The organism is Algoriphagus sp. 4150, assembly GCF_031457395.1.
In the GTDB taxonomy this organism is placed as follows: domain Bacteria; phylum Bacteroidota; class Bacteroidia; order Cytophagales; family Cyclobacteriaceae; genus Algoriphagus.
Genome location: NZ_JAVDWS010000016.1, coordinates 17,811 through 43,616, shown reverse-complemented (window position 1 = coordinate 43,616; position 25,806 = coordinate 17,811). Strand labels below are relative to the sequence as shown.

Here is a 25,806-nt window from a genome sequence, read left to right as displayed (position 1 = left end):
CATTGGTTTAACCCATCTAAATACGATCCTTAACCCAGCTCACAATCAATTTCATTACCTCTTCCCGATCCAGATCGTTGATCAATTCATGGTAGCCACCCGGAAAAACCCGTAGTGTTTTATCTATAGATGTAGCTTTTTGGAAAAGCATTTCAGATCCTTTTGGATTGGTCAGCCCGTCTGCGGATCCATGAATAAGTAACACCGGAAGTACAAATTTCGGGGCATTTTCCTGAATATACCGCATCACCTGTAGCAACTCATATCCAGTCCTTGCAGGTACCGCTTGGGTATAGACCAGTGGATCTTTCAGATATTTTGCCACTTCTTCAGGTATTCTGGATACTTTATTCGCATCCAGTTTTAAGGCCTTCAGTTTGGGTAGAAACTTGCTTGCTAAGCCTGAGATTGCCATCAATAATTTGGAAGTTCCTTCTGCTTCTTTTATGGCTGGAGAACTCAGAATCACTCCTGCCGACTCGGGTTGATATTTCAACACATAGGCAGCCACCAAACCGCCACCCATGCTATGTCCATAGATAAAGGCTGGAACATTCGGGACGTAGCTCTTTACTTTTCCAAATAGGGAAGCTATGTCTTTCAAGTAATCTTCGTAAGATTCAAAATAAGCTGTTGGGGTATCCTTGGCTGATTTGCCGTGCCCCCTCCCATCGAATGTAAAAACCGAAACGCCAACCTCATTTAGCTTTTCTACCAAATGCAAATACCTAGAGCTGTGCTCGCCTAGCCCATGAACGAGCAAAAGGGATGCTTTGGGAGTATCGACCATCCAGGCTTGGAGGTAAAGCTCAAGATCGTCATGGGTTTTGTAGGAAGTTTCGAGGTGCTTCATGGGAAAAAATCTATGGATTTGAGGGATAAGTTGCAAATAAAAGTTTGCAATACTACCTGCTTTATCAATTCTGATCTCAACTTCTCTCAACCTGACAGTCTTGATCTCATGGTAATTGTCTGGCTGAGTAAGAAAAATTTAAGATTTACAAATGAATAATGACGGAAAGTGATGTAGAAATAAAGTTGGGTCACCCTGAGCACCTGACCGACGAGAGTCGGGAAGTACGAAGGGTCCTCGTTCCTTCAGACTCCCGTCTTCCGGGTGCTCGGACTGACACAACATTTGCACGCTTTTTTGAATTCCGTCATTGGTAGCAGCTTGCCTCGCCTTGGCGGGAAGTCGAAGCCTTATTTTCCTAAATAAGATTAGCAAAACTTAACTCTTGATTAATCTCATTCCGGCTTCATTTTCTTAAATTAGGATAACTAAAACAGGTAGATTCTCTACCCACTTTTCAAACCAACTAATCATAAAAAAATGAAAAAGATATTATTCCTCACCGGAGATTTTGCAGAAGATTACGAAACCATGGTTCCTGTACAGATGCTGGAAATGGTGGGCTACGAGGTTCACTCTGTATGTCCCGGAAAGAAAAAAGGAGAAACCATCAAAACAGCCATACACGACTTTGAAGGTGATCTCACCTATACCGAAAAGCCCGGTCACAACTTTATGCTAAGCTATTCCTTTGACCAGATCGACGTGGATGACTATGTGGGACTGGCCATAGCAGGTGGGCGTGCTCCTGAATACCTGAGATTGAATAAAAAGTTGCTGGAAATCGTCAAGCACTTCTTCGATACCAATAAGCCGGTGGCCGCTGTATGTCACGGGATTCAGATTCTTACTGCCGCAGGAGTAGTCAAGGGCAGGAAGTTGACAGCTTATCCAGCCGTAGGCCCCGAGGTAACGATAGCGGGTGGAGAGTATCAGGATATCCCTGCTACTGACGCCTATGTCGATGGAAATCTAGTCACCTCTCCGGCTTGGCCCGGTCACCCAGCTTGGATCCGGGAGTTTCTTAAAGTATTGGGAGCAAAAATCGAAATCTGATTCTTTCTTGGCTAACAACAGAAAATCCCTTTCAGATACTTCGAAAGGGATTTTCTGTTAATATAAGCTTAATAGAAATCCTAGAATTGTTTAACTTGGGTGACATGGGTTCAAAATCTAATCAAGCGTCTGGGCTTTCTTTTTCAGAAAGTAAAATGATACTCTCTATGGAGGATGGTCGTGAAATCAGTATTCCCTTAGAATGGTTTCCTTCCCTCAGAGATGCCTCTATTACCGAACTAAATAATTGGAGATTTATAGGAGATGGAGAAGGCATTCACTGGGAGGATCTAGACGAAGACCTACTCATAAGTGAATTGATATCCTAGAAATTTCAAAAAGCATGGGATCAACTTTATTGGATGACCCCATGCTCTTGGTGCTCTATACGCCATATTTTAATGTTGTGTCGCCTCGTATCTTAAGATTCTAACGTCTTGATACTTGGCACTAAATCTGGTTTTCCAACTCTAGGCTCTTGGATCTAGCTACTTGATTCTAAATCTACCAATCAGCTATAAAATCTTGTTTCTTGGCTCTTGATACCTTTTACTTGCTACTTCTTACTTGCTACTAGTTAAGGTATCCACTTATTCGCTCCGAAATTCGGCTTCCGCTTCTCCAAGAAAGCATTTCTGCCTTCTATCGCCTCATCAGTTCCATAAGCCAACCGGGTGGCTTCCCCTGCAAAAACCTGCTGCCCCACCATTCCGTCATCAGTCAGGTTCATAGCAAACTTCAGCATCTTGATTGAAGTGGGTGACTTGGCCAAAATTTCCTGAGCCCATTCGTAAGCCGTTGACTCCAATTCAGCATGAGGGATTACTGCATTTACCATTCCCATTTCATAGGCTTCCTGAGCTGAATAGTTTCTTCCCAGAAAGAATATCTCACGTGCTTTCTTTTGTCCCACCATTTTGGCCAAATAAGCCGAACCATAGCCACCGTCGAAGCTGGTCACATCAGCATCAGTCTGCTTGAAGATTGCATGCTCTTTACTCGCCAATGTCAAATCACAGACCACATGTAAGCTATGCCCTCCTCCTACTGCCCAGCCAGGAACTACCGCAATCACCACCTTTGGCATAAAACGGATCAGGCGCTGAACCTCCAAAATATTCAGTCTATGATATCCATCTTCTCCTACATAACCCTGCTTGCCTCGTGCTTTCTGATCACCGCCGGAGCAAAATGCCCATCCCCCATCTTTTGCCGAAGGCCCTTCCCCGCTCAATAAAACCACACCGATGGAGGTATCTTCTTGTGCATCGTAAAATGCATCATACAGTTCAGCTGTAGTTTTAGGACGGAAAGCATTCCGGACTTCAGGGCGATTGAAAGCGATTCTCGCCACGCCATCGCATTTTTTATAGGTAATATCTTCGTATTCTTTTGCAGTGATCCAGTTCATATCTTTCGATTTGGGTAAAAATCTAATTCTTTTGCAAGATAACAGGCTTCCCTGAATTTTGAAGGAAGGATAGTTACCTTAGGCAAAAGCATTAACAAGGACTTGGCATATGTTTCAACTGATTTTCGACAACCACGCATTGATCACAAAGGAAGACTTTGAAACTACTCCCGATGATTTTCCCGACTATGCGAAAGCCGCTGTTCAATTCTGTCGCGAATGGCTTTCAGGTAAAACCATCTTTGTGCAACAAACCTCAGGTTCCACCGGAACTCCAAAAAAAATGGAGATCACACAGGCTCAAATGATAGCCAGTGCCAAGTCAACTCAGGCATTTTTCAAAACCGATGAAGCTAGTACTTTACTGTGTTGCTTAGATCCAGGCTACATTGCCGGCAAAATGATGCTGGTGCGCGCGATGGTGTGGAACTGCTCTATTCAGCTCATTGAACCCAAGTCAAATCCTCTTTTGGAAGTCAGTGCTATCCCTGATTTTGTCGCGATGGTGCCTCTTCAGGTCGAAGCCTCACTGAAGAACAAGTCTTCATTGGTAAAGCTTAAGCAAATTAAACACCTGATAATAGGTGGAGCGCCGTTAAATACGGGCTTAAAACACCAACTCATCGCAAGCGATATTCGGGCTTATCAGACTTATGGCATGACTGAGACAGTATCCCATGTTGCGCTGGCCAAAATCGTACCGGGAGAATTGATCTACAGCATGTTGCCGGGAGTAGAATTTGGTCTGAATGAACGAAATGCGCTTTGGGTGAAATCAGAATTAAGCAATAATCAGTTGGTGCAAACAAATGATCTGGTTGAGTTGATCGATAAGGATTTATTTCGCTGGCTCGGAAGGGCAGACTTTGTCATCAACTCCGGTGGGGTGAAACTCCATCCCGAGCTGTTGGAAGCCAAGGCAGAGCGTTTAATCCACAGTTTTTATCCCAATTCCGCATTCTTCTTTTTTGGAATAGAAGATGAGAAACTGGGTGAAAAATTATGTCTGGCTATAGAGTCTAAAGATTCAGCCGTAAATGAAAATACACTTACCAACAGGCTAAAAATGGAATTGGGTAAATACGAGCTCCCAAAAAACATTTTTGTAATCCCCGAGTTCTCAAGAACCGGATCCGGAAAAGTAAACAGACTCAAAACAATCGAATTACTATGAAATCGAGCATGACGCAAGCGACACACAACTTGTCCCGAACTTGCTTCGGGAGAGGGATGATTATTCGCCGTGCGAGATTCTCCCGAATCAAGTTCGGGACAGGCTATCTGACCATTAAAAATCAAAATATAAACAGATGAAACCTGTATTTTTAATTTTATTCTTTTTAACAAACATTTTTCCCATTCAAAATAACTTCGGGACTATAGAAATAATTATTTCGGAGATTTCTTCAGATGAGGGAGTGATTCAGGTGCTGATTTTCGATCAGGAAAAAGGATGGCCGGAATCACTTGAGGATGCCTGGAAAATGGCAACTATCCCAATAGAAAACGGCATTGCTAAACAAACGCTTACCGATGTGCCTCCCGGCAAATACGCTATTACGGTATTCCATGATCATGATGAGGACGGAGAAATCCGCAAAAATAGAATCGGATATCCTTTGGATAACTTTGGGTTTTCCAACAATCCCAGTTTACTTTTTGGAGTTCCTTCATTCGAAAAATGCAGCCAAAAAGTAAACCCGGGGAAAGCCACCCGCTTTGAAATTGAATTGCGCTGAGAAATTTTGAGGTAAAAGGTCTACTTTTGCAGCAATGAAATTGAGCAGGCCTACCGGCCTTTAGGCAGGCATGACTCAAAAGTCACACACTGGAATGATTATAATGCAGGCAGGGATTCCATGTGGCCTTTGAAAGACAAATTATAAACACATGAAAAAGAGTAACGACCACACAAGCGGAATTGTAATTGAATTCGATTCAGGAATTGTCCCGCCTCCTTATAGTCATGTATATAGGCTTTCCCTTGATTGGAGTACTTCTGATTTAATAGCCGAGTTAGAAATTCATTACACAGACAGAGAAGATTTGAGCGAAGAGGAAATCATAGATGAAGGATTTACTCCCAATGATGATTACAGCTTCAAAGGAAAACTGAACTTCGTCTGGAAAAAGGTGGTTTCGATGGAGTTTGAAAAAACAAAGTGGAGCGGTAGGCAAATAGATGAAGGCGGACTTACGCTTTCAGCTATAGAAGATAGTAAAGTTGGTCAGGCAAAAGTTCCCGCTAACCAGGAAGCTTGGCAGATGCTGGCTCAGGATGTGATTCAGGCGATCTACGAAACTTCCAAGAAGGAAGCGCCGCTCACTGTAAATTACCGTCAGGTGACGAATGAAGAAAGTGTCGATTGCTCGATCACGATGAACTTCTCTACCCGTGAAGCTATATTTGCCTCAAAAAATGAATCCCGTGTTATAAATTGGGAATATGCAGTTCAGCTGTTGAAATTGGTATTCTCTCCGGATTACAATTATGAGATTGCCAAAGAAACTGCCGGAACCAAACGTGGTTCCTATATAGAATGTGGAGACGGCTATTGGCATGAACTGGGAAAAGGAGTAGTCAACATAGACACATCCTTTGACGCAGTTGGAAAGATTAAAGACGGTTTTGAAAACTTAATGGAAGAATAAAATATGTGATTATCCGCAATGATGCCTGTAGCTATATTCTCTTTGCTTTATTGTCTGGCCCGGTAGGCGGGAATGATCCGACACAGCGGACAGGCCGAAGTGGCCCTTCTTAGCTTTAATCAAATCCGTTTTGGTCTGAAAGGAAAAAGAATTATCCCTTAAGAGTCCTCAGATCTGCCCGAATATCTGAGATCATCTCGCCTAAATCCTCCAATGTCAGTGGCTTTTTCTTATCGCCCGGATTAGGAAAATCTGTACTGATAAAAGCTTTGGCTTCCCAAACTTCTACCACATCCTCTCCCTTTACCTCATAGGGCTTGTATTGCTCATTATCCGAAACAAGGAAAAGCTTGCCATTATCGCTGAGGTAATTGAACACACGCTTGTAGACCACTCCTTCTGTCTCCGTTACGAGCACGTAGGTTTTACCACTTTTGATATCGTTTATCTGATCCACATAAGCACCGATCACGATGGTACCGGAAGTCAGAGGAAGCATGGAATCACCTGCCAGCTCAAAAGCCCGATAAGTTGCCTGCTTGGAAAGTGTGGGAATCTGAAACTGCGGAAGACTTTCCATGTATTCAGTATCTGCAAATCCGTTGAGATAACCGGCAGAAGCCTTCTGTCCCACTAAGGTGATGTTTTCCTTCTCGTCTTCATCGCAGGCAATAGTAAGGATATTGACTCCTCTTTTCTGAATTGCCTTTCTGCCTTTGCCTTCGATATCATGGCTGAGCAGCTCCTCCATCCCGACATCCAGCACATCACACAGCTTCCCCAGTGTCAATAGTTTTGGCTCAGATCTACCGTCTTCATAGGCAGAAATCATCGTGCGTTGCACATCCAACTTCTCTGCAAGATCAGTTTGGGTGATGCCTTTTTGCTTACGCAGAAATCGGAGGTTGGAAGCTAGGTAGTTCATGCCGAATACAAATAGAAGTTGTGATCTTCAGCCATTGGCTGCACAGGAAAGAAAGGATTCATATTCAAAGAAGCATTTTTTCTTCTCTCCATGCGCTGCTTGATTTCGTCGATGATTTCTCCGACAGGCTTGGGACCATTTACCAGCAGGTAACCGTATTGTGGTTTTGCCTCGTCCTCGATGAAAAATTTAACCTGGCAATTACCTGATGCCAAGTTCTTTGTCGTAATGCTGATTTTTTCGTGATTTTCCATAACTGATTCTTTTAACATCAGCTAAGATAGAAATGTTGTTTTTATAAACATATAAATGAATGAAAAATTAACATTATTCTCTGACGCTAATTGTCATAGTCTTCACAAACTCTCCAAACCACCAATTATTCCTAGGTCTTTAGACTCTGTGAAAGTTACCCCAGTATTGCCCGGTTGCGCAGCTTGCCTCGCCGTGGCGGGGAGCCGGATCCCACTTTCAATGACAAGTCATGCTTAAACACCGGGATAAGCTTTCTCATACACACGCTATTAACTATTCAGTGCAACATTTTACCGCTTAGCCAATTATCTCTCCCTATACTGCCCTCCACTCACTTCCTTTGCCTCCACTACTACCGGTTTATCTCTGTTACTATCTCCATTTAAATCAATTATTCAGCGTGGAGCACCCAATTATACGGCAATAATGAAATATTATCTCTACCTATCCTTATTCCTAATCTCAATATCCCAACTATCTGCCCAATCCCACTCCGTAAAAGGAAAAGTAAAACAAGCCGATACAGACATTACCATTCCCAATGCAACTGTTTTAATCCAAAATCTACCTGACTCGGTACGGGTGGATGGAATGATTTCTGATTTTGACGGGGAATTTGAAATCAACAATATAAAGGAGGGCGAATACCTCCTCAAGATTCAGTATTTAGGATATGAGAACCTGTTCAAGACCATCCATGTCACTCAAGATTTGGATTTGGGAGTCCTGAGTCTTAAGGAGGAAGCAACAGCTTTGGATGAAGTGATCATCAGCGCAAGAAGAGCTCAGGGAGAGCAGAAAGGGGACACTACACTATTTAATGCTGATGCTTTCAAAACCATGAGAGATGCCAGTGCCGAGACCCTAATCCAGAAACTTCCCGGGGTAGTTTCCCAAGATGGAGCATTGCAGGCACAGGGTGAAGCGATAGCCCAGATTTTAGTGGATGGCAAGCCGTTTTTTGGAGGAGATATTAACACGGCATTGCAAAACATCCCTGCTGAAGTAATTCAGGGAATTGAGATCTTTGATCAAAAAAGCGATAAAGCACTCCTCAGCGGATTTGATGATGGGGAGCGTTTGAAGACAATCAATATTATCACCAAACAAAACCGAAGAAAAGGTCAATTTGGAAAAGCGACAGTAGGATACGGTACTGATGATCGGTATTTGGCAGGGGCAAGCATCAATTCCTTTAATGAAGACCAACGAATTACCTTTACCGGGTTGAGTAATAATATCAATGTGCTGGATTATTCAAGCGAAGCAAATGCCCAGAGTAACAACCGTCCACAAAACGGCATCATCAACACGAATATTCTCGGTGTAAACTACTCGGATAATTGGGGTAAGAAAATAAAAATCAGCGGAAGCTATCTGTACAATCACCGGGAAAACACCAATCAATCCAGTCTCATAAGAGAATTTGTGACGGGCTCTGAATCAGATCAGATATATACAGAAGAGAGTAGGGAAACACGTATCACTCAAGATCATCGTTTTGACATGAGATTGGAATACGATATCAATGAAAACAACCGAATTTTATACAGGCCAAGATTCTCTGCAAGTTTCGAAAGAGAAAACTCAGGCTTCTTTGGCCAAACAGTAAATAACGCCGGAGCGCTGAACCAAACAGAAAATCTCCGCACCGCAGACAACCAAGACTATGACATGTTTCATCGCTTGTTTTACAGTCACAAATTCAACAAAGAAGGACGAAGCCTAACCCTTAGTGCCAATACAGGAAGTCATAACAACAAAGATGAAGCCTATCGCAGCGCTGCCAACGTTTACTATCAGCCGGAGGAGCGAAGGGAAATAATTAATCAGCAAATCACCCGGGATAGGTCAGGGTTCGATTGGAAAACCGGAGTTTCCTACACCGAACCTATTGGTAAAAATGGCCAGATGGAACTGGAATACGAGATAGGTAACCGGTTAAATGATTCGGATCAGCTGACGTTCGATATTCTAAATGAAGAAGTCGGCAACCCTAACCTTGCTTTGGACACAGCTCTGAGTAACTCTTTTGAAAGCAAATACCTAAGACAGGAATTGGAGCTGGGCTATCAGTATACGCTGGACAAATTGAAATTTCAGGCTGAGTTAGAATATCAAAATGCCACGCTGAAAAACGAACAATTTTTCCCTGCTCAGGAAGCCTTGGACAGAAGCTTCCGGAGCTTCCTTCCTACCATTAGGTTTGATTACTCTATTTCTGCCAACACCAACTTCGAGCTGGATTATGATACAGATGTGGAAGCTCCTTCTGTAGATCAGCTTCAGAATGTGATAGATAATTCTAATCCACTCCAATTGAAAACAGGGAATCCCACGCTGGATCAGTCTTACTCCAATAGAATGAGGATACGATTCCGAAGCAATAATCCTGAGAACGACCGGTCATGGTTCATTTTTGCCCAATACAGGCTGGTAAATGATGCAGTATCCAATAGCACACTCACCGCGGAAGAAGCAACTGAATTACCGGGAGGAATTATCTTGGAAAAAGGATCACAACTCTACATGCCGGTGAATCTGGATGGATTCAAAGATTTCAGATCATGGGTGAGTTACGGAATTCCGATTGACTTCGTCAAATCAAATTTCAACATCAACGGGGGATTCAGCAGCACCAAAAGGCCAGGACAGGTAAACAATCAATTAAGCTTCAACAACTCTTCCAGGATAAGCACAGGTCTCTCCCTGAGTAGCAATATCTCAGATCAGATAGATTTTAACATTTCCACACGTTTTTCCTATAACGATGTGGAAAATACGCTAAACGCGAATTTGAATACTAATTATTACAACCAGCGCTCAAGACTAAATCTCAGCTGGATAGTCTGGGAAGGCTTGATCTATAGAGTAGATGTAAATCATCAGTTGAACTCCGGTCTATCTGAAGGATTCGATGCGAATGTCCTTTTGATGAATATGAGTATAGGAAAAAAAGTATTTGGAAATCAACGGGGAGAAATCTCTCTCAATGCCTATGATTTACTTGGCCAAAACAGAAGTGTGTATAGAAATGTCACCGATGCCTTCGTAGAGGACGGCCAAAACAATGTAATGCAACGGTATTTCATGCTTTCATTTTCCTACAACATCCGCCGCTTCAATAAGGGAACGGATATGAATGACTACAATGAAATCTACAATAATTAATTTACAGGCTGATGGATTATTCATCAGCCTGAATTGGTTAAGCTAAAAGCGCTTCGCATTCAGCTATACAGTTGCGGCATGCTTCTGCGCATTTTTTGCAACTTTCGTGTTCATGCTTCTCACACTCCTTCACACAATTATAGCATGCATCTACGCATTGCTGCATTGCTACCGATAGGTCCGCAGAGTTACTCTCTAAAGCTGCCACGCAATCTTTACATGCATCAATACACCTTTCGCACAACATGATGCAATCCTGCATACCTGGACGGGTACTGCAGAATTCTATGCATTGTTCACATGCTTCAATACATTGTTCACATGCTACTATAGAGTTGTTTTTAATCTTAGTTAATGAGCTCATAAGAATAATGTTTAGTTGGAATAGTTTTCACCCGAGATTTCTATAAATATTATTTGATTATCCGCAATGATGCCAGTAGCCTCATCTTCTTTGGTATAACGGCAGGAAGACCGATGACAGAAGACCGAAGTCACCTTGACGCTAGTGTTTTCCAAATCCTATAATGCTTTAGTCTCTTTACTGACAGAAAAGCGGATATACATAAAATATTATTTGATTAGTTAAAATCCTCGATGCGGGTCAAATCATTTTGACTTTAGTAATAGTCGTTCAAAAAACTTGCCATGCGGAGGATCTGCTTTTAACAGCAATACGACAATCTAAAAACAATAAGATTACTGAAAACCAATAATTTATGTGGCATAAAATTCACAAATCGAGGATTTTGATAACATAATAATCAAATTAAACCCATCGGTTCAGAAACTTTCCCGGGAGAATTTCAATTTGCTTACTAACTACAAGCAATCACCTATTTTGAAAACGAACCTACCCTATTCTCTTCTCGACCTTGCCATCATTCGTGAAGACTACGACGCCAAAGACGCTTACGAAAGAAGTCTTCAAATCGCACAGCATGCCGAGCAACTTGGCTATACCAGAATGTGGCTCGCTGAGCATCACAACATGGCCAATGTAGGCAGCTCATCCCCTCAGATCCTGATAGGATATCTAGCCAATGGCACTTCTAAAATCCGCCTGGGCTCCGGCGGAATTATGCTGCCCAATCACAGCCCGCTGATCATCGCTGAACAGTTCGGAACACTGGCCACACTATACCCTAATCGAATTGATCTTGGACTTGGGCGGGCACCGGGCACTGATCAAACCACTGCTACGGCTTTAAGAAGAGGAAGACATGAATCCGTACAAGAATTCCCCGGTGATCTAGACGATCTTCAGCGCTATTTCTCTGAAGACAATATAGATTCCAAAGTCCGTGCGTTTCCTGCGGAGGGGTTGGATGTGCCTATTTATTTATTGGGTTCGAGTATGAGCAGTGCAGTTCTTGCTTCACAAAAAGGATTGCCTTATGCATTTGCAAGTCACTTTGCTCCGGGATATTTGATTAATGCTTCGAAGTATTACCGCGAAAATTTCCAGCCTTCTGCTCATCTGTCACAGCCATACTTTATTTCCTGTGTGAATGTCATAGCTGCCGAATCCGATGAGGAAGCCAATTATTTGGCTACTTCATTTTATCAGACAGCCTTAGGGATCATTCGAGGCAAGTCATATCCTATGAAAAAGCCCGTAAAAAGCATGGATAATATCTGGAATGAAGCCGAAGCTGCAGCCATTCAGAATATGATGGCCTGTACTTTCATCGGTACAGAAGAATCGCTTAAACCACAATTCGAAAGCTTCTTCAAGCAAGTAGAGGTGGATGAACTGATGGTCTCTTCGAACATTTATGATCCGGAGAAGCGCTTGAAATCGCTGGAAATCACAGCAAAGGTTTTAGGGTAAATGCAGTCTCGGATATTGATTCTTTTTGGCTATTTTGGAAGCTAAACACCTTGCTGTGCTAGCCAATTTCAAAACTTACCTAAGAGAAAAAAGTGACCTTACAGAATCCGCTTTCGACGAAATCCTGAAAGAAGTGAGAGTAGAAACCATCCAAAAGGGCGGATTTCTACTTCATGCCGGGGAAATCTGCAAACATGCTTTTTTTACCGAAAAAGGACTTCTGAGGGCATTCGCAGTGGACGAATCCGGAAAAGAGCACATTATCCAATTCTCTCCCGAAAACTGGCTCACCTCGGATCGCAGCAGTATTTATTTCAACGAACCTTCGGATCTTTTCATCGAAGCTATTGAAAATAGCACCGTCGTGTTCATGAGCAGCGAGTTTATGGAAATGGTATCAGGGATGAGTCACAAATTCCGGCAAGCAAATGATCGGGCACTCCACAGCCATATCCGTCAACTCCAATTACGCATCAACCAATTGCTTGGAGCTACGGCGGAGGAACGATACCTTACTTTCATCCAAAAATATCCAGACCTACTGCTTCGCGTACCGCTTTGGATGACCGCTTCTTATCTGGGGATCACACCGGAATCACTCAGTCGCGTAAGAAAAGATCTTGCAAAAAAGAATTTCAGACATTGAATCGATCTTACCATAGATCAAGGTGGGAGCAATAGAGCTTGCCGATATTTGTTTATCATTTAAACAAACTACATCATGGCAACAAAAAACATAGAAATCATAGTCAATCCTCCTGCACCGCATTTTGTAGGGGATGGATTCAGAGTTCACAATTTCATTCCAAGCGGATATCACCTGGATATGCAGCGCATGTCACCTTTCATCATGCTGGATTACAATTCCAAGTTTCATTTTCCACCTTCCAATGAACCGAAGGGAGTTGGTGTGCATCCGCATCGGGGTTTCGAGACGGTCACGATTGCCTACAAGGGGAAGGTAGCACACCATGACAGCACCGGTAACAGTGGAGTAATCGGAGAAGGAGATGTGCAGTGGATGACTGCAGCTTCGGGGATTTTGCACAAGGAATACCATGAAGAAGAATTTAGTCGCACCGGCGGAGAATTCCAGATGGTACAACTTTGGGTGAATCTTCCCGCTAAAGACAAGATGAGTCCTCCAAAATATCAGGGAATCACCAATGATCAGATTCAGAAATTTGCCTTACCGGATAATGCGGGAGAAATTGAGGTGATTGCGGGTGAATATCAAGAACTGAAAGGTTCTGCAAGTACATTCACCGATGTGAACTTGATGAATGCCAAATTGAAAAAACACGGAATTGCCAACTTCACTTTCCCTGCACATTTCAATACTGCTTTGCTAGTAATCGAAGGTTCAATCGAAATCAACGGAAAGGAAGAAGTAGGAACAGACAAATTCGTTCTATTTGAAAACGAAGGAGAAACCTTTCAAATCAAAGCCGGCGAAGATGCAGTTATTTTGATTCTGAGCGGAGAACCGATCAATGAGCCCATCGCTTCCCATGGCCCATTTGTAATGAATACCAAAGCGGAATTGATGGAAGCGTTCAACGACTTCAATATCGGGAAATTCGGCTATCTGGAAGATTGATCTGATATAAAAAGTAAAGCCTCTGGATTATCATGATTCAGAGGCTTTTCTATTGCAGAAGTTTGAACTTGTTTTAACTAGAGTATTTTCAATTTTTTCCCCGCAGATACTCGCAGAAAAGAACGCTGATAAACGCAGACTTTTTAACCCAGTTTTGTATTAGGGTTCGTAGTGAGGGTTTACTATCAGTAAGCATAATTTATATGAGATGAGATCAGCGAAAATCTGCGATAGTTATCAGCGATTATCTGCGGGAAACTTTTCTGCGCAAATCTGCGGGAAATCAATCGAGTTCCCACTTTCTTTTACTCATCTGCCAAACTATCCACAGGATTTCCCAATGCAGCCTTCACTGCCCTGTACCCCACAGTAGTAGCAGTAATAACCAGAGAAACAACAATCACAAAGACGTACAAGCCAATAGGAACGGTGGTTTTATAGGAAAAATTCTGTAGCCATTGATCAGTGAGGTAATATCCCAACGGCACCGCAATCGCAAATGCGATTATTACGAGATAAATAAATTCCTTTGAAAGTAGAAATGTAATCTGCTGTACAGAAGCGCCAAGAACTTTCCTTATTCCAATTTCTTTCAGCTTTTGACCCACCAAAAAGGAAATCAATCCATACAATCCGATCGATGAAATCACAATAGAAAGTACTGCGAAGATTTTATAGACCAAGGCCAATTGATTTTCCCTGCGATAAAAATTAGCAATCGTTTCGTCCAAAAACTTCCCGGAGTAGATCGCATCCGGATAGACATTCTTAAATTCCTCTTCAATACTCACCAAGGTTTCCCTTCCGGCATTCTTATCCAATTTCAATCCAAGAACTTCGTATTGGGATTTCTCCGTCGCTAGTATAAAAGGCTTGACTTCTTCCCTAAGCGAGTTTTGTGCAAAATCCTTCACCACACCGGTGATTGTCATCCAAGGCTCTCCACCACCAATAGTAATCGTCTTGCCCACTGCCTCTTCCGGATTCGAAAGATTCAGTTTCTTGGCCATGGTCTCATTGATCACAGCTTCCTTGAGCGTGTCACTTTCCGAAAACCCATTCCCTACCACAAACTGCAACCCGTAATTTTCAAAGTAATCTGCGTCTCCGAACTTCAACGAAGTCATAAATTGAACATCTTCTCTTTTGCCGTCAAACCAAAAATTCGATGCCCAGTTATTATTGGAAGAAGGTACATCACTTGACACGCTTACCGTTTTGATCTGAGAATTGGCTTTCAATCGCTGCTTCAACACATCCAATCTACCATCTTTAGCTTCATCCAAAGGAATATCAAAATAGTAAACAGCTTCCTTCGAAAATCCCAAATCCGCTTGCTGAATCTCTGTCATTTGCTTCACGGCAATCACCGTGGCTATCATCAAAACCTGTGCGATGACAAACTGCATGACCACCAGACTTCTGCGAAGTGAAACTCCACCAATTTGAGCCACTTGAATCTTATTTTTAAGCGCTTGGATCGGTTGGAAACCTGACAAAATCAGTGCTGGATAAAAGCCTGAAAGTAAGGTGACTCCCACAACTATTGCAGTAGAGAACAGTAGAAATGAAGGAGTAATTAGCTTGATCGTATCCGGAACCTCCGCCACTTTACTTAAGAAAGGAAGCAAAGCAGTGGCCACCACGGTAGAAATGACAGCCGATATAAAGACAACCATAAATGTCTCTCCAAAAGATTGGCCAATAACCTGCAATCTGCTGCCACCCATTACTTTCCTGATTCCCACTTCCTTACTTTTGCCTATAGCCTGAGCGGTGGACAAGTTTATAAAATTGATGGAAGCCATGATCAGTATAAAAATTCCGATGAGAGCCAATGTATAAATAGTAGCTTTTCGGATGAGTTCACCCGTGATCGGATCAAACCGACTGTCAAAATGGATATCCTCCATTGGCTGAAGGAAAAATGACTTCTTTGAAGTGCCTCGATTTTTATAATTTTTCACGGCAAAAGCTGTCAACTGCTGGTTAATCAGACTTTCATCCATCGACTCCGGAAGCATTACATACAATTGGAAATTACTTCCAAAGCTCCCCCACTCATCAAAATGGTAATCAAATACAGCCTCGTTGCTTTGCAGTGTTTTGTATGAAGCCAGCATATTAAACCGGAAATTACTGTTATCAGGAATATCGGACACGATCGCTCCCACAGTCGCTTCCACTCTTTTTGCCAAAAGAACTGATTTGCCAAAGGCATTCTCCCAAGTCCCGAAGAGCTTCTTAGCTTCTGTCTCAGTGAGCACCACCTGTCCCGGTTCCTTCAGCCCCTGAAGATCCCCTGCCAAGATCTCCACATCAAAAAGTGAAGCATACTCAGGTGTAGTAAAAAACACATCTTCTACAATGAATTTGTCTTCACCGGAGTTGGAAACAGCCCTTTCCGTGGACACAAAAACCGATGAGCTTACTACCGGAACAATTGCATCAATTCCGGAAAGGTCACTTTTCAAAGCATCAGGCATTGGGGGCGACACCCCAGGAGTATAATCGAGCCCATCTGAATATTCATCTTGGGTCACTACACGATAGATTCGATCCGAATTGGATTGAAAATTATCATAGCTGAGCTCATAGCTCACTACGGTAAAAAGTAAAAAAGCTGCTGTGATGCCAAGTGTCAATCCAAAAATATTGATCAGTGTCACGCGCTTCCCATTCTTGAGATTCCGCCAAGCAATTTTAGAATATATTTTCCACATAGATTTAAAATTTCTGTTTATCCCTGAAGAAGAGTAAATCTCTCTCCTTATGGCAATATTAACCAAGACCAAACCGGAACGAACAGGCTTCTATAGGCCAGAAATGGGGTTTTACAAAGAGCTCCCAAAATATTCCGAACATTTTTGTGCGTATTCGGGCGATAAGTGTGAACCTAAATATCGAATTGATTCGACAAAATGATATCTCACCACCCATGTGACTGTCCACCCACATATCAAAGTCCAGCTAGTGGGGACACTAACTGTGGCGAAGTGGCTCCTAAAATATCCCGGTCATTTTTGTGCTCATTGAGGCGAAAATTGGCAGATAAATGTGGGAGATGGTTTCATTCAAGGAGATATTTCATTATATAATTTGTCAATTTAAAAAGACACTTTAATTAAATAATTGTCGTTTTTATTCGACATTTTTAATATATATTTGTAGAATAAAATCGACAGATTATGGATATTCTCATTTCTAACTTCCAAAATTTATCAGCACAGGTTGACGGTAAGTTCTTCAGGTATCTATTTGATAAAATTGATTGGAATCAAAGAATGATCGCCATCAAAGGGCCAAGAGGATCAGGAAAAACCACACTTATGCTCCAACGGATCAAGTTTGGAATAAAACCCAAATCCAACGAGGCACTTTACTTTTCAGCTGATCATTACTGGTTTTATACTCACAATCTGGTAGAGACAGCCCATACTTTTTACCAAAATGGTGGCCGCTTTTTGTTCATTGATGAGGTTCATAAATATCCTAACTGGTCAAGAGAGCTAAAGAATATTTATGATTCATATCCTGATTTGAAAGTGGTATTCTCTTCATCTTCTGCACTGGATATTTATAGAGGTGAATCTGATTTGAGCCGTCGGGTGATTACCTATGAATTACCCGGAATGTCATTTAGGGAATACCTGAACTTGACCCATAACCAAAATTTCCAACCTGTCTCTCTTGCGGAAATTCAGAACACACATTCTCAAATCACCTCTGAAATCACTTCTCGCCTTCAACCTCTACCAGTATTCAAGGAGTATCTCAAGAGAGGCTATCTTCCCATCATAACCGAATCAAACCCTAAGACCATCCCGATTTTCCTCCAGCAGATTATCAATACGGTAGTTGAATCTGATCTGGCGTTTATCGCTGATTATAATGCAGGAACAGCATATAAAGTTAAGAAACTACTTGGCGTGTTGGCAGAGTCGGTTCCTTTCAAACCTAATGTATCTTCGATTGCCAGAAAAGTTGAAACCTCACGGGACTCTGTGTACGAGTGGCTCACGCAACTGGAAAAGGCCCGATTGCTCAATTTCCTGATTGCGGAAGGCAAAGGCATTTCCCAGCTGCAAAAGCCGGACAAAGTTTATTTGGAAAACGCCAACCTTTCTTATGCTTTAAAAGCTAATCCGGAAATCGGCTCGATACGGGAAACCTTTCTCCTAAATCAACTCAAAAATCTCAAAAAAGAAATTCGGCTACCTAAATCTGGAGACTTCCAAGTCGATGATCTAGTGATAGAAGTTGGTGGCAAAAACAAGGATGCCAGCCAAATCAATCACCTAAAAAATTATCTGGTTGCTGCCGACGAAATCGAGCATGGGTTTGGCAAAAAAGTGCCGCTGTGGTTGTTTGGGATGATGTATTGAAAAGTAAGAGCTGGAGGGTTGTATTTCCTCACAGCCCATGTCAGCGTCTCCACTCACATTATCAAAACAAGTTAGTAACAGAACAAGACAATAATATCTGAGAGCAAAATGCCGTGAGTGGCGACACTCACGGCGGCAAACTTTCAACTATTTTCTTTGCGCTTTCTTCTCGTCGCCCATGTGAGTGTCTCCACTCACATGCTAAAATCCAATTAGTGAGCACTAACCGGGACGAAAAAAAAAAGTCGTGAGTGAGGACACTCACGACGGCAAAAGAAATTGTGGCCTCTGTGTAAACCTCAGTGTTCTCTGCGGTTCAAAACAGAATCACCCTCCGAATTTACCTTTGAGTGCAGCCAATTTATCTGCCATAGAGCCTTCGGATTCTTTAGCTTGGGGTTTGCCCGCAGGTCTTTTTTCCATCTTCTTGCCCCGCTCCGCAAATGGCTCTGACTTCATGCTCAGCCCTACACGCTTGCGGGGAATATCCACTTCCATCACAGTCACCTGAACTTTTTGATTGACAGAAACGATCTCATTCGGATCTTTTACAAATCGATCTGCCAAATGACTCAAATGCACCAAACCATCCTGATGCACTCCTACATCTACAAACGCACCAAATGCCGTGATATTCGTCACCACGCCGGGCAGCTTCATCCCCACTTTCAGATCTGACATACTGTTCACACTTTCTTCAAAAGCGAAAACTTCAAAACTCTCGCGGGGATCTCTTCCGGGCTTGGCAAGTTCCTCCAAAATATCCTGGAGTGTAGGCAAACCGACCGTCTCAGACACGTAATTCTTCAAAGAAATTCGATTTCTCAGTTCCTCTGAACTCATCAAATCTGACACGCTAGCATTCACATCCTTGGCCATCTGCTCCACCAAAGTATAACGTTCCGGGTGCACAGCCGAGGAATCCAACGGATGTTTTGCCTTGCTGATTCTCAAGAAACCGGCAGCTTGCTCAAACGCCTTTTCTCCTAGTCTAGGCACTTTTTTGAGCTGAGCCCTACTCTTGAAAGGACCATTTTCATTTCTGAATTCAACAATATTCTGAGCCAGAGTCGGCCCCAAGCCAGAAACATAAGTCAGCAGCTGCTTCGATGCGAGGTTTACTTCTACCCCTACTCCGTTTACCGCCGACATCACGGTATCGTCAAGCGCATTTTTCAAGGCATTTTGATCCACATCATGCTGGTATTGACCGACACCTATAGATTTGGGATCGATTTTTACCAGTTCTGCCAGAGGATCCATCAATCTTCTACCGATGGATACAGCTCCTCTTACTGTCAGATCAAGATCAGGAAATTCTTCCCGCGCCACGTCGGACGCGGAATAAATAGATGCTCCGGATTCATTTACCATGGTCACAATCACAGATTTGGATAGGCCAAGACTCTTGATAAAAGCTTCCGTCTCACGGCCTGCAGTACCATTTCCTATGGCGATGGCCTCAATCCCATACTTCTCAACCAAACCTTTCACATTCATCGCAGCTTCCTGACCTCTGCGGTTGGCTTCATGGGGGAAAATAGTTTCGTAGTGTAAGAATTGACCTTGAGGTCCAAGGCATACCAATTTACAACCTGTCCGGAATCCCGGATCAATCGCCATTACAGATTTCTCTCCCAAAGGTGCTCCAAGCAAAAGCTGTCGCAAATTCTCAGTAAACACCTTGATCGCTTCCTCATCCGCTTTGCGCTTGGTAAGTAAGCGAACTTCCGTTTCCATACTTGGTTTCAGCAATCTTCTATAACAGTCTTTAATGGCAAGCTTGACTTGATCCACCGAAGAATTGGCAGCATCTGCCAGAATCATTTTCTCCATCTGATAGATAGCAGAAGCCTCTTCAGGAACTGAGTCCAGCATCAGGAAAAGTTCTTTCTCACCTCTTCTCATCGCCAAAACCCGATGGGAAGGCGCAGTTTTTATAGGTTCAGACCATTCAAAATAGTCCTTATACTTAATAGCTTCCTGCTCTTTGCCCGGTAGCACTTTCGACGAGAAAACTCCTTCTTCCAGAAAAAGCTTACGCATCTTTTCCCGTAACTCTGCCTTTTCATTGATCCACTCGGCCATGATATCACGGGCTCCCTGAAGTGCCTCCTCTACGGAATTCACTTCTTTGGCAGCATCCACAAACTTCTCAGCCTCAGCTTCCGGATTAATGGATTTTTGCTCAAAAATCTGTTCAGCAAGTGGCTCCAAGCCCTTTTCTCTGGCGATTGTGGCCTTAGTTCTTCGCTTAGGTTTGTATGGGAGATAAATATCTTCCAGCCTAGACATCGTTTCGGCCGATTCTACTTTTTGCTTCAGTTCCTGTGTCAATTTCCCTTGCTCCTCTATAGACTTCAGCACAGCTTCTTTACGCTTGGCCAATTCTCTCAACTGCAACACACGGTCACGGATAGCTGCTACCTGCACCTCATCCAATTCGCCGGTAGCTTCTTTACGATATCTGGAGATAAATGGCACCGTCCCGCCTTCGTCCAACAATTGCACTGTGGCATTCACTTGACTGGGTTTGATTTGGAGTTCAGCGGCAATTTGTACTTCGTAATTCATATGCTAAAGAAAATTCTAATCTAAATTTGAGACGCAAGTTAAGCCTCCTTTTGGAGACAAAAAGTAAGAAATGTGAGAGTTGTCACTAAGCGTCTGATTTTAAGATTGTAAAATTGGATGTTCTTAAAATTGAATGTGATTATCCGCAATGATGCCAGTAGCCTCATTTTCTTTGGTATAACGGCAGGAAGACTGATGACAGAAGATCCGCCACAGCGGACTGGCCGAAGTGGCCTTGATGCTGGTGTTTTCCAAATCCTATAATGCTTTAGTCTCTTTACTGGCGGAAAAGTGGATATACATAAAATTGAAAAATTTGAATTACTTGTCCGCCGCGGAGGATTAAAATGCTCTGGGTTGTCAGGCTGAGTAAGAAAGATTTACAAATGAATAATGACGGAAAGTGATGTAGAAATAAAGTTGGGTCACCCTGAGCACCTGACCGACGAGAGTCGGGAAGTACGAAGGGTCCTCTACTCCGCTCGGACTGACATTCCTTGCAAGTTAAAAATTGACCATTAATACTTGAAGTCCCAAAAATCCCGTAAATCATATTTCGTAAATCGCACCTCTAAATGGATTGGAAAAAAGAAATCAAAAGCTGGGGAATTATGCTCAGCGTTATTGCATTTTTATATTTCACAGGGCTTTTGCCGGTGATAATAGGCGGATTACAGTCTGTGTTGCTCTCCACAGGATTGATCAAACCGAAGATGGAAATTCCGGACTTGACTGACCGACAGTTCGATTACCACGGCAAATTCCTGACATTTGACGGGCAGCAGATAGAGCTCGAGAGCTATAGGGGCAAGACGCTTTTTATTAATCTCTGGGCTTCCTGGTGCGGGCCCTGTCGTGCGGAAATGCCGCATATTTCTGAGCTTTATAAGTCCGTACAACATGAGCCTGATTTAGAGTTTTTACTAATCGGAATTGATAATGACTTCAAAAAAAGCCAAGGATTTATAGAAGGAAAAAACTGGGCGTTCCCCACTGCCCACGCAAGTTTTGGGCTGAATCAAAGTTTACAAAGTGAATCTATCCCTACTACTTTGGTAGTAAATCCGGAAGGAAAAATCGTCTTTTATCAAGAAGGTATGAGCAATTTCAACACGGATAAGTTTAGGGATTTTCTACTTTCTCAGTAAAAAAAACCGCCTTCAAGGCATCAATTAAGCAATTTTGAACATTTTGGGTTGGCGACTTCAAAGATTTGTCGTAATCTTATTTTTTTGACCCAATAACCTATGAAAAAGTTCTTGCTGAGTATTGCTCTCACACTTAGTTTATACCCCTTTATTTTAGCTCAATCCTCTTCTGTGCTATGGTACAATCAGCCAGCAGTGGAATGGGAAGAGGGATTGCCTGTGGGAAATGGCCGGCTTGGAGCCATGGTCATGGGCATACCGGGACAGGAACACCTACAGCTCAACGAAGATTCTTTATGGCCCGGAGGCTATGAGGACTGGGGATTGGCAGATGGAAAAAGAGCTGATCTGGATCAAATCAGAGCCTATTTACTCGCCGGTGACAATAAAAAAGCAGATTCACTTTTGGTACTGAAATTCTCCAGAAAAGGTGTCACAAGATCCCATCAAACGATGGGTGATCTATGGTTTAATTTCGACTGGATAGAATCCAAAAATTATAGACGAAGCCTAAATATGGAGACCGCCGGCGTCCTGACTCAATTCATAAGTGAGGGCTATGAAGTCAGCCAAGAAATAATTGCTTCTGCACCGGACGATGCTTTGATCATGCGTTTTAAGACCAATCACCCGCAGGGTTTTAATGGACAGATAATCATGAATCGCCCAGAGGACAATGGCTTTGCGACAGCAAAAACCACTGCGCTCAATGACAAGCAACTCGAAATGTCCGGCATGATCACGCAGCGTGGCGGCCAATTGGACAGTAAGCCTGTGGAGATATTAAATGGCGTAAAATTCAGAACACTACTCTTCGCCCAAAACCATTCAGGTGAGATTACTACTACCGATTCCACTTTGATCGTATCCGGAGCAAAGGAATTTACGATCAAGTTAGTCTCTAAAACTTCTTTCTACCATGAGGATTATGAAGCTGAAGCAGCCCGGCAACTGGAAAAAATCGGATTGAAAAGTTGGGGAGAGATTCTTCATGCCCACGAGAAAGAGTATGCTTCCTGGTTTAACCGCATGAGCTTGCAATTGGATTCTGGGGAATCTGACCATCTGGCTACCGACGAACGAATCGAGCGTGTCAAAAACGGGGAGGTCGATTTACACTTGGAAAAGCTTTTGTTTGATTATGGCAGGTACTTATTGATTTCTTCCAGTCGTCCTGGCACCAATCCCACAAATTTACAGGGACTTTGGAATAGGCATATCTCCGCTCCATGGAATGCAGATTATCATCTTAACATCAATTTACAGATGAATTATTGGCCTGCAGATGTGACTAATTTAGGAGAATTGAATCAGCCACTTTTTGCTTTTATGGATGGAGTAATAAAAAATGGCAAAAATGCTGCCCGTGAGAATTTTGACATGGAGGGATCCATGATTCCCCATACTACAGATCTTTGGCAAGCCCCATTCTTAAGTGCTGCTACTGCCTACTGGGGAAGCTGGGTTGGTGCCGGAGGATGGATAGGCAGACACTATTGGGACCATTATTTATTCGCTCAGGATGTAAATTATCTCGAGAATCAAGCTTATCCGGCTCTTTCAGCCATTTCAGCATTTTATTCTGACTGGTTGGTAGAATATCCGGCAGACGGAAAACTGGTCTCCTCTCCTTCCACTTCTCCCGAGAACCAATTTATTAATCCCAAGGGAGAAAGCGTAGCTACTACGATGGGAGCAGCGATGGATCAACAGATTATAGCAGATGTGTTCACCAATTATTTGAAAGCTTCTGAGATTCTGGGCAAAGAAACCGCTCTTACAGAAAAAGTCCGAGGCCAACTTTCCAACCTACGCCCCGGAGTACAGATAGCTGAAGATGGAAGAATATTGGAGTGGGATCAGCCCTATGGGGAACATGAAAAAGGACATCGGCACATGTCTCATCTGTATGCCTTTCATCCAGGAGATGCTATTACATCCAGTGCGACACCCGAGGCATTTGCCGCAGCACGCAAAACGCTGGAATACAGGCTTGCAAATGGCGGAGCAGGAACCGGCTGGTCACGTGCTTGGCTGATTAATTTCTCAGCAAGGTTATTGGATGGAGAAATGGCGCACGGGCATATCCAAAAGTTGATTTCCCAATCCCTATATACCAATCTATTCGATGCACACCCTCCTTTTCAGATTGACGGGAATTTTGGCTATACTGCCGGAGTAGCTGAGATGCTCGTACAATCACACGAAAATGGCTTGATCAGACTTATGCCTGCCCTGCCGAAAGCTTGGGCAAATGGAAGTGTAACAGGTTTGAAAGCAAGAGGAAACTATACCATAGATATGACTTGGCAGGATGGTGAACTCAAAACCTACAGAATTCAAGCAGGAAAAAGTGGCCGAATTCTGATTTACTACGATGGATCCGAAATGGAACTGGAACTTGAAAAAGGACAGAGTGTAGAGATTGAATTGTAAAGGAAACGTTGAGGAGGTTCAGCTACGTTATTGTCTTCATACCACAGGGATGGATATAACATAAGAAGCGGCCATAAAGTAAAACTCTATCGTGCAATCAAGTTGCCAATCGGTTTGATAAAGTTTAAATTACCTTTTCATTAAACCCAAAGACGATGAAAATCCTATTGAGTACTGTGGTGATTTGCTTGGCAATCTCCCCTGCCTTTTCACAAAACGTGGTTATTCCATCCAAAGAAGTCCAGATAAAAACTGCAGTATTGGCTGCTCCGGAAGAAAAGCAAATGCATGCAAGAATCCTAGGATACGATGAGCATGGGGAATTGATTGAATTGAGAAAAGGCTCGAATGAAATGATTTGTGCTGCAGATGACCCCGCCGGGAAAGGATTCAGCGTCTCCTGCTATCATTCAGATCTGGAGCCATTCATTGAAAGAGGCCGACAACTTAAAAAAGAAGGGAAGTCTTTTCAAGAAATCTTTGATATCAGAGAAGCAGAAGCCAAAAACGGGAAACTGAACATGCCCAAGGACGGAGCTTCACTTTTTGTACTTACTGCAGATGATGAAAACTACGACAGTAATTCCGGTGAAGTCTCTGATACTTATCTGAGATATGTAGTGTATCTACCATGGGCTACTTCGGAGGCGACGGGACTTCCGCTGAAACCAAGTGTTCCGGGCATGCCTTGGATTATGGATCCCGGCACACACAGAGCTCATATCATGATTACTCCGCCACGGGATTAGCTGAATAATTTTCTTTAGGCCATTGCCTCTGTTAGTGGCTAGACCTGAGCATAAAGCGTAAAGATTCCTGATTATCTAAGCATACATGCCCCAATCCAAGTGGAATTTAAACTGGGCATATTCCGAAAATTTCCCTAAAATTGCGGCACAGAAAAACGAAGTTTTGCCTCTCCTATTCATATGTCTTACCAATCAGATCAACACTATAAAAATATTGACTTCACGGTCGAGAGATTTCCGATAATAGAATACGAGAACTGTACCTTCGAACAATGTAAATTCTCAGATCTCGATTTGAGAGGAAGCAGTTTTGAAAACTGTTTATTTAAAAATTGTGATCTAAGCAATGTTAAAGTCCCCGATGTGTCTTTCAGGCAAGCTAAATTCGTTTCCTGTAAGATATTGGGTGTACACTTTCATGCAGGCAATCCGTTTTTATTGGAGTTTATTTTTCAGGATTGTCAGATGGCTTACAGTAGTTTTTACAACCTGAAAATTAAAAAATCCAAATTCATAAATTGTAAACTCACAGAGTCGGATTTTACTCGAACAGATCTTGCTGAAGCGGATTTCCAAGGATCTGATCTTAGTGGAGCTACCTTTGATCAAAGTATATTAGAGAAATCTGATTTCAGGAATGCTTATAATTTCACTATCGATCCCGAGCTGAACCGCATCAAAGGAGCTCGATTTGACCTCGATGGATTACCCGGATTGCTGGGAAAATATGCGATTAAAATCGGCTGACAGCAGGTGA

20 protein-coding genes are annotated in these 25,806 nt (G+C 42.7%); 14 read left to right on the top strand and 6 right to left on the bottom strand.

The window, feature by feature from the left end; genetic code table 11:
* Window positions 1–16 precede the first annotated feature (16 nt).
* A complete protein-coding gene (locus J2X69_RS18010) occupies window positions 17–853 on the bottom strand; it encodes an alpha/beta hydrolase (RefSeq protein ID WP_310106470.1) in 837 nt (278 codons plus the stop codon).
* Window positions 854–1,333: 480 nt separating this feature from the next.
* Here J2X69_RS18010 and J2X69_RS18005 point away from each other — a divergent pair, with 480 nt between their 5' ends.
* Window positions 1,334–1,909 carry a DJ-1/PfpI family protein gene (locus J2X69_RS18005; protein ID WP_310106468.1) on the top strand — a complete coding sequence of 192 codons (576 nt, stop codon included), beginning with the start codon at window positions 1,334–1,336 and terminating at the stop codon, window positions 1,907–1,909.
* 104 nt (window positions 1,910–2,013) lie between these two features.
* Window positions 2,014–2,238, top strand: coding sequence for a DUF2442 domain-containing protein (locus J2X69_RS18000; RefSeq protein ID WP_310106466.1), 225 nt, complete (start codon window positions 2,014–2,016; stop codon window positions 2,236–2,238).
* Between the two features lie 248 nt (window positions 2,239–2,486).
* Here the strand turns inward: J2X69_RS18000 and J2X69_RS17995 are convergent, their stop codons facing one another.
* Window positions 2,487–3,320: a 1,4-dihydroxy-2-naphthoyl-CoA synthase gene (locus J2X69_RS17995; RefSeq protein ID WP_192349331.1), complete on the bottom strand. Its 834-nt coding sequence runs from the start codon at window positions 3,318–3,320 to the stop codon at window positions 2,487–2,489.
* 109 nt (window positions 3,321–3,429) lie between these two features.
* On the opposite strand from J2X69_RS17995, the gene J2X69_RS17990 reads away from it, so the two are divergent.
* The 3 genes from J2X69_RS17990 to J2X69_RS17980 all read left to right on the top strand — a co-directional run bounded on the left by J2X69_RS17990 (window position 3,430) and on the right by J2X69_RS17980 (window position 5,972).
* Window positions 3,430–4,494 carry an AMP-binding protein gene (locus tag J2X69_RS17990; protein WP_310106463.1) on the top strand — a complete coding sequence of 355 codons (1,065 nt, stop codon included), beginning with the start codon at window positions 3,430–3,432 and terminating at the stop codon, window positions 4,492–4,494.
* 136 nt (window positions 4,495–4,630) lie between these two features.
* A complete protein-coding gene (locus tag J2X69_RS17985; RefSeq protein WP_310106461.1) occupies window positions 4,631–5,059 on the top strand; it encodes a DUF2141 domain-containing protein in 429 nt (142 codons plus the stop codon).
* Between the two features lie 151 nt (window positions 5,060–5,210).
* Complete coding sequence (locus tag J2X69_RS17980) at window positions 5,211–5,972, top strand: hypothetical protein (protein ID WP_310106459.1); 762 nt, start codon at window positions 5,211–5,213, stop codon at window positions 5,970–5,972.
* A 151-nt stretch (window positions 5,973–6,123) separates the two neighbouring features.
* Here the strand turns inward: J2X69_RS17980 and J2X69_RS17975 are convergent, their stop codons facing one another.
* Window positions 6,124–6,897 carry a LexA family transcriptional regulator gene (locus tag J2X69_RS17975; protein ID WP_310106456.1) on the bottom strand — a complete coding sequence of 258 codons (774 nt, stop codon included), beginning with the start codon at window positions 6,895–6,897 and terminating at the stop codon, window positions 6,124–6,126.
* Window positions 6,894–7,151, bottom strand: coding sequence for a hypothetical protein (locus tag J2X69_RS17970; RefSeq protein WP_310106454.1), 258 nt, complete (start codon window positions 7,149–7,151; stop codon window positions 6,894–6,896). Before J2X69_RS17970 ends, J2X69_RS17975 begins: the two co-directional genes overlap by 4 nt.
* A gap of 427 nt (window positions 7,152–7,578) precedes the next feature.
* Here J2X69_RS17970 and J2X69_RS17965 point away from each other — a divergent pair, with 427 nt between their 5' ends.
* From J2X69_RS17965 to J2X69_RS17950, 4 genes are all read left to right on the top strand, one after another.
* A complete protein-coding gene (locus J2X69_RS17965) occupies window positions 7,579–10,323 on the top strand; it encodes an outer membrane beta-barrel protein (protein WP_310106452.1) in 2,745 nt (914 codons plus the stop codon).
* Between the two features lie 841 nt (window positions 10,324–11,164).
* The gene (locus J2X69_RS17960; RefSeq protein WP_310106449.1) at window positions 11,165–12,157 is read left to right on the top strand and encodes an LLM class flavin-dependent oxidoreductase; all 993 of its coding nucleotides are present in this window, start codon (window positions 11,165–11,167) and stop codon (window positions 12,155–12,157) included.
* 55 nt (window positions 12,158–12,212) lie between these two features.
* The gene (locus tag J2X69_RS17955) at window positions 12,213–12,803 is read left to right on the top strand and encodes a Crp/Fnr family transcriptional regulator (RefSeq protein ID WP_310106447.1); all 591 of its coding nucleotides are present in this window, start codon (window positions 12,213–12,215) and stop codon (window positions 12,801–12,803) included.
* 75 nt (window positions 12,804–12,878) lie between these two features.
* Entirely contained in the window at window positions 12,879–13,757 is an 879-nt protein-coding gene (locus tag J2X69_RS17950) for a pirin family protein (protein WP_310106445.1), read from the top strand.
* A gap of 305 nt (window positions 13,758–14,062) precedes the next feature.
* On the opposite strand, the gene J2X69_RS17945 is transcribed toward J2X69_RS17950, so the two are convergent.
* Window positions 14,063–16,480, bottom strand: a complete 2,418-nt coding sequence (locus J2X69_RS17945; protein ID WP_310106443.1) for an ABC transporter permease — start codon at window positions 16,478–16,480, stop codon at window positions 14,063–14,065.
* A 465-nt stretch (window positions 16,481–16,945) separates the two neighbouring features.
* Here J2X69_RS17945 and J2X69_RS17940 point away from each other — a divergent pair, with 465 nt between their 5' ends.
* Entirely contained in the window at window positions 16,946–18,142 is a 1,197-nt protein-coding gene (locus J2X69_RS17940) for an AAA family ATPase (RefSeq protein ID WP_310106441.1), read from the top strand.
* Window positions 18,143–18,469: 327 nt separating this feature from the next.
* Here J2X69_RS17940 and J2X69_RS17935 read toward each other — a convergent pair whose 3' ends face one another.
* Complete coding sequence (locus J2X69_RS17935; protein WP_310106439.1) at window positions 18,470–20,716, bottom strand: Tex family protein; 2,247 nt, start codon at window positions 20,714–20,716, stop codon at window positions 18,470–18,472.
* Window positions 20,717–21,291: 575 nt separating this feature from the next.
* On the opposite strand from J2X69_RS17935, the gene J2X69_RS17930 reads away from it, so the two are divergent.
* The 4 genes from J2X69_RS17930 (at window position 21,292) to J2X69_RS17915 (ending at window position 25,796) form a co-directional block, all read left to right on the top strand.
* The gene (locus tag J2X69_RS17930; RefSeq protein ID WP_310106437.1) at window positions 21,292–21,864 is read left to right on the top strand and encodes a TlpA family protein disulfide reductase; all 573 of its coding nucleotides are present in this window, start codon (window positions 21,292–21,294) and stop codon (window positions 21,862–21,864) included.
* 99 nt (window positions 21,865–21,963) lie between these two features.
* Window positions 21,964–24,300, top strand: coding sequence for a glycoside hydrolase family 95 protein (locus tag J2X69_RS17925; RefSeq protein ID WP_310106434.1), 2,337 nt, complete (start codon window positions 21,964–21,966; stop codon window positions 24,298–24,300).
* Between the two features lie 155 nt (window positions 24,301–24,455).
* Entirely contained in the window at window positions 24,456–25,049 is a 594-nt protein-coding gene (locus J2X69_RS17920; protein ID WP_310106432.1) for a hypothetical protein, read from the top strand.
* A gap of 180 nt (window positions 25,050–25,229) precedes the next feature.
* Window positions 25,230–25,796, top strand: a complete 567-nt coding sequence (locus J2X69_RS17915; RefSeq protein WP_310106430.1) for a pentapeptide repeat-containing protein — start codon at window positions 25,230–25,232, stop codon at window positions 25,794–25,796.
* Window positions 25,797–25,806: the final 10 nt, after the last annotated feature.

What these genes read in the sequence shown, in the direction of transcription:
- J2X69_RS17970 (WP_310106454.1), bottom strand. Translation starts at nt 7,151, where the DNA reads ATGGAAAATCACGAAAAAATCAGCATTACGACAAAGAACTTGGCATCA.
- J2X69_RS17980 (WP_310106459.1), top strand. Translation starts at nt 5,211, where the DNA reads ATGAAAAAGAGTAACGACCACACAAGCGGAATTGTAATTGAATTCGAT.
- J2X69_RS18005 (WP_310106468.1), top strand. Translation starts at nt 1,334, where the DNA reads ATGAAAAAGATATTATTCCTCACCGGAGATTTTGCAGAAGATTACGAA.
- J2X69_RS17985 (WP_310106461.1), top strand. Translation starts at nt 4,631, where the DNA reads ATGAAACCTGTATTTTTAATTTTATTCTTTTTAACAAACATTTTTCCC.
- J2X69_RS17920 (WP_310106432.1), top strand. Translation starts at nt 24,456, where the DNA reads ATGAAAATCCTATTGAGTACTGTGGTGATTTGCTTGGCAATCTCCCCT.
- J2X69_RS17935 (WP_310106439.1), bottom strand. Translation starts at nt 20,716, where the DNA reads ATGAATTACGAAGTACAAATTGCCGCTGAACTCCAAATCAAACCCAGT.
- J2X69_RS17930 (WP_310106437.1), top strand. Translation starts at nt 21,292, where the DNA reads ATGGATTGGAAAAAAGAAATCAAAAGCTGGGGAATTATGCTCAGCGTT.
- J2X69_RS18010 (WP_310106470.1), bottom strand. Translation starts at nt 853, where the DNA reads ATGAAGCACCTCGAAACTTCCTACAAAACCCATGACGATCTTGAGCTT.
- J2X69_RS17990 (WP_310106463.1), top strand. Translation starts at nt 3,430, where the DNA reads ATGTTTCAACTGATTTTCGACAACCACGCATTGATCACAAAGGAAGAC.
- J2X69_RS17975 (WP_310106456.1), bottom strand. Translation starts at nt 6,897, where the DNA reads ATGAACTACCTAGCTTCCAACCTCCGATTTCTGCGTAAGCAAAAAGGC.
- J2X69_RS17915 (WP_310106430.1), top strand. Translation starts at nt 25,230, where the DNA reads ATGTCTTACCAATCAGATCAACACTATAAAAATATTGACTTCACGGTC.
- J2X69_RS17925 (WP_310106434.1), top strand. Translation starts at nt 21,964, where the DNA reads ATGAAAAAGTTCTTGCTGAGTATTGCTCTCACACTTAGTTTATACCCC.
- J2X69_RS17965 (WP_310106452.1), top strand. Translation starts at nt 7,579, where the DNA reads ATGAAATATTATCTCTACCTATCCTTATTCCTAATCTCAATATCCCAA.
- J2X69_RS17995 (WP_192349331.1), bottom strand. Translation starts at nt 3,320, where the DNA reads ATGAACTGGATCACTGCAAAAGAATACGAAGATATTACCTATAAAAAA.
- J2X69_RS18000 (WP_310106466.1), top strand. Translation starts at nt 2,014, where the DNA reads ATGGGTTCAAAATCTAATCAAGCGTCTGGGCTTTCTTTTTCAGAAAGT.
- J2X69_RS17940 (WP_310106441.1), top strand. Translation starts at nt 16,946, where the DNA reads ATGGATATTCTCATTTCTAACTTCCAAAATTTATCAGCACAGGTTGAC.
- J2X69_RS17945 (WP_310106443.1), bottom strand. Translation starts at nt 16,480, where the DNA reads ATGTGGAAAATATATTCTAAAATTGCTTGGCGGAATCTCAAGAATGGG.
- J2X69_RS17950 (WP_310106445.1), top strand. Translation starts at nt 12,879, where the DNA reads ATGGCAACAAAAAACATAGAAATCATAGTCAATCCTCCTGCACCGCAT.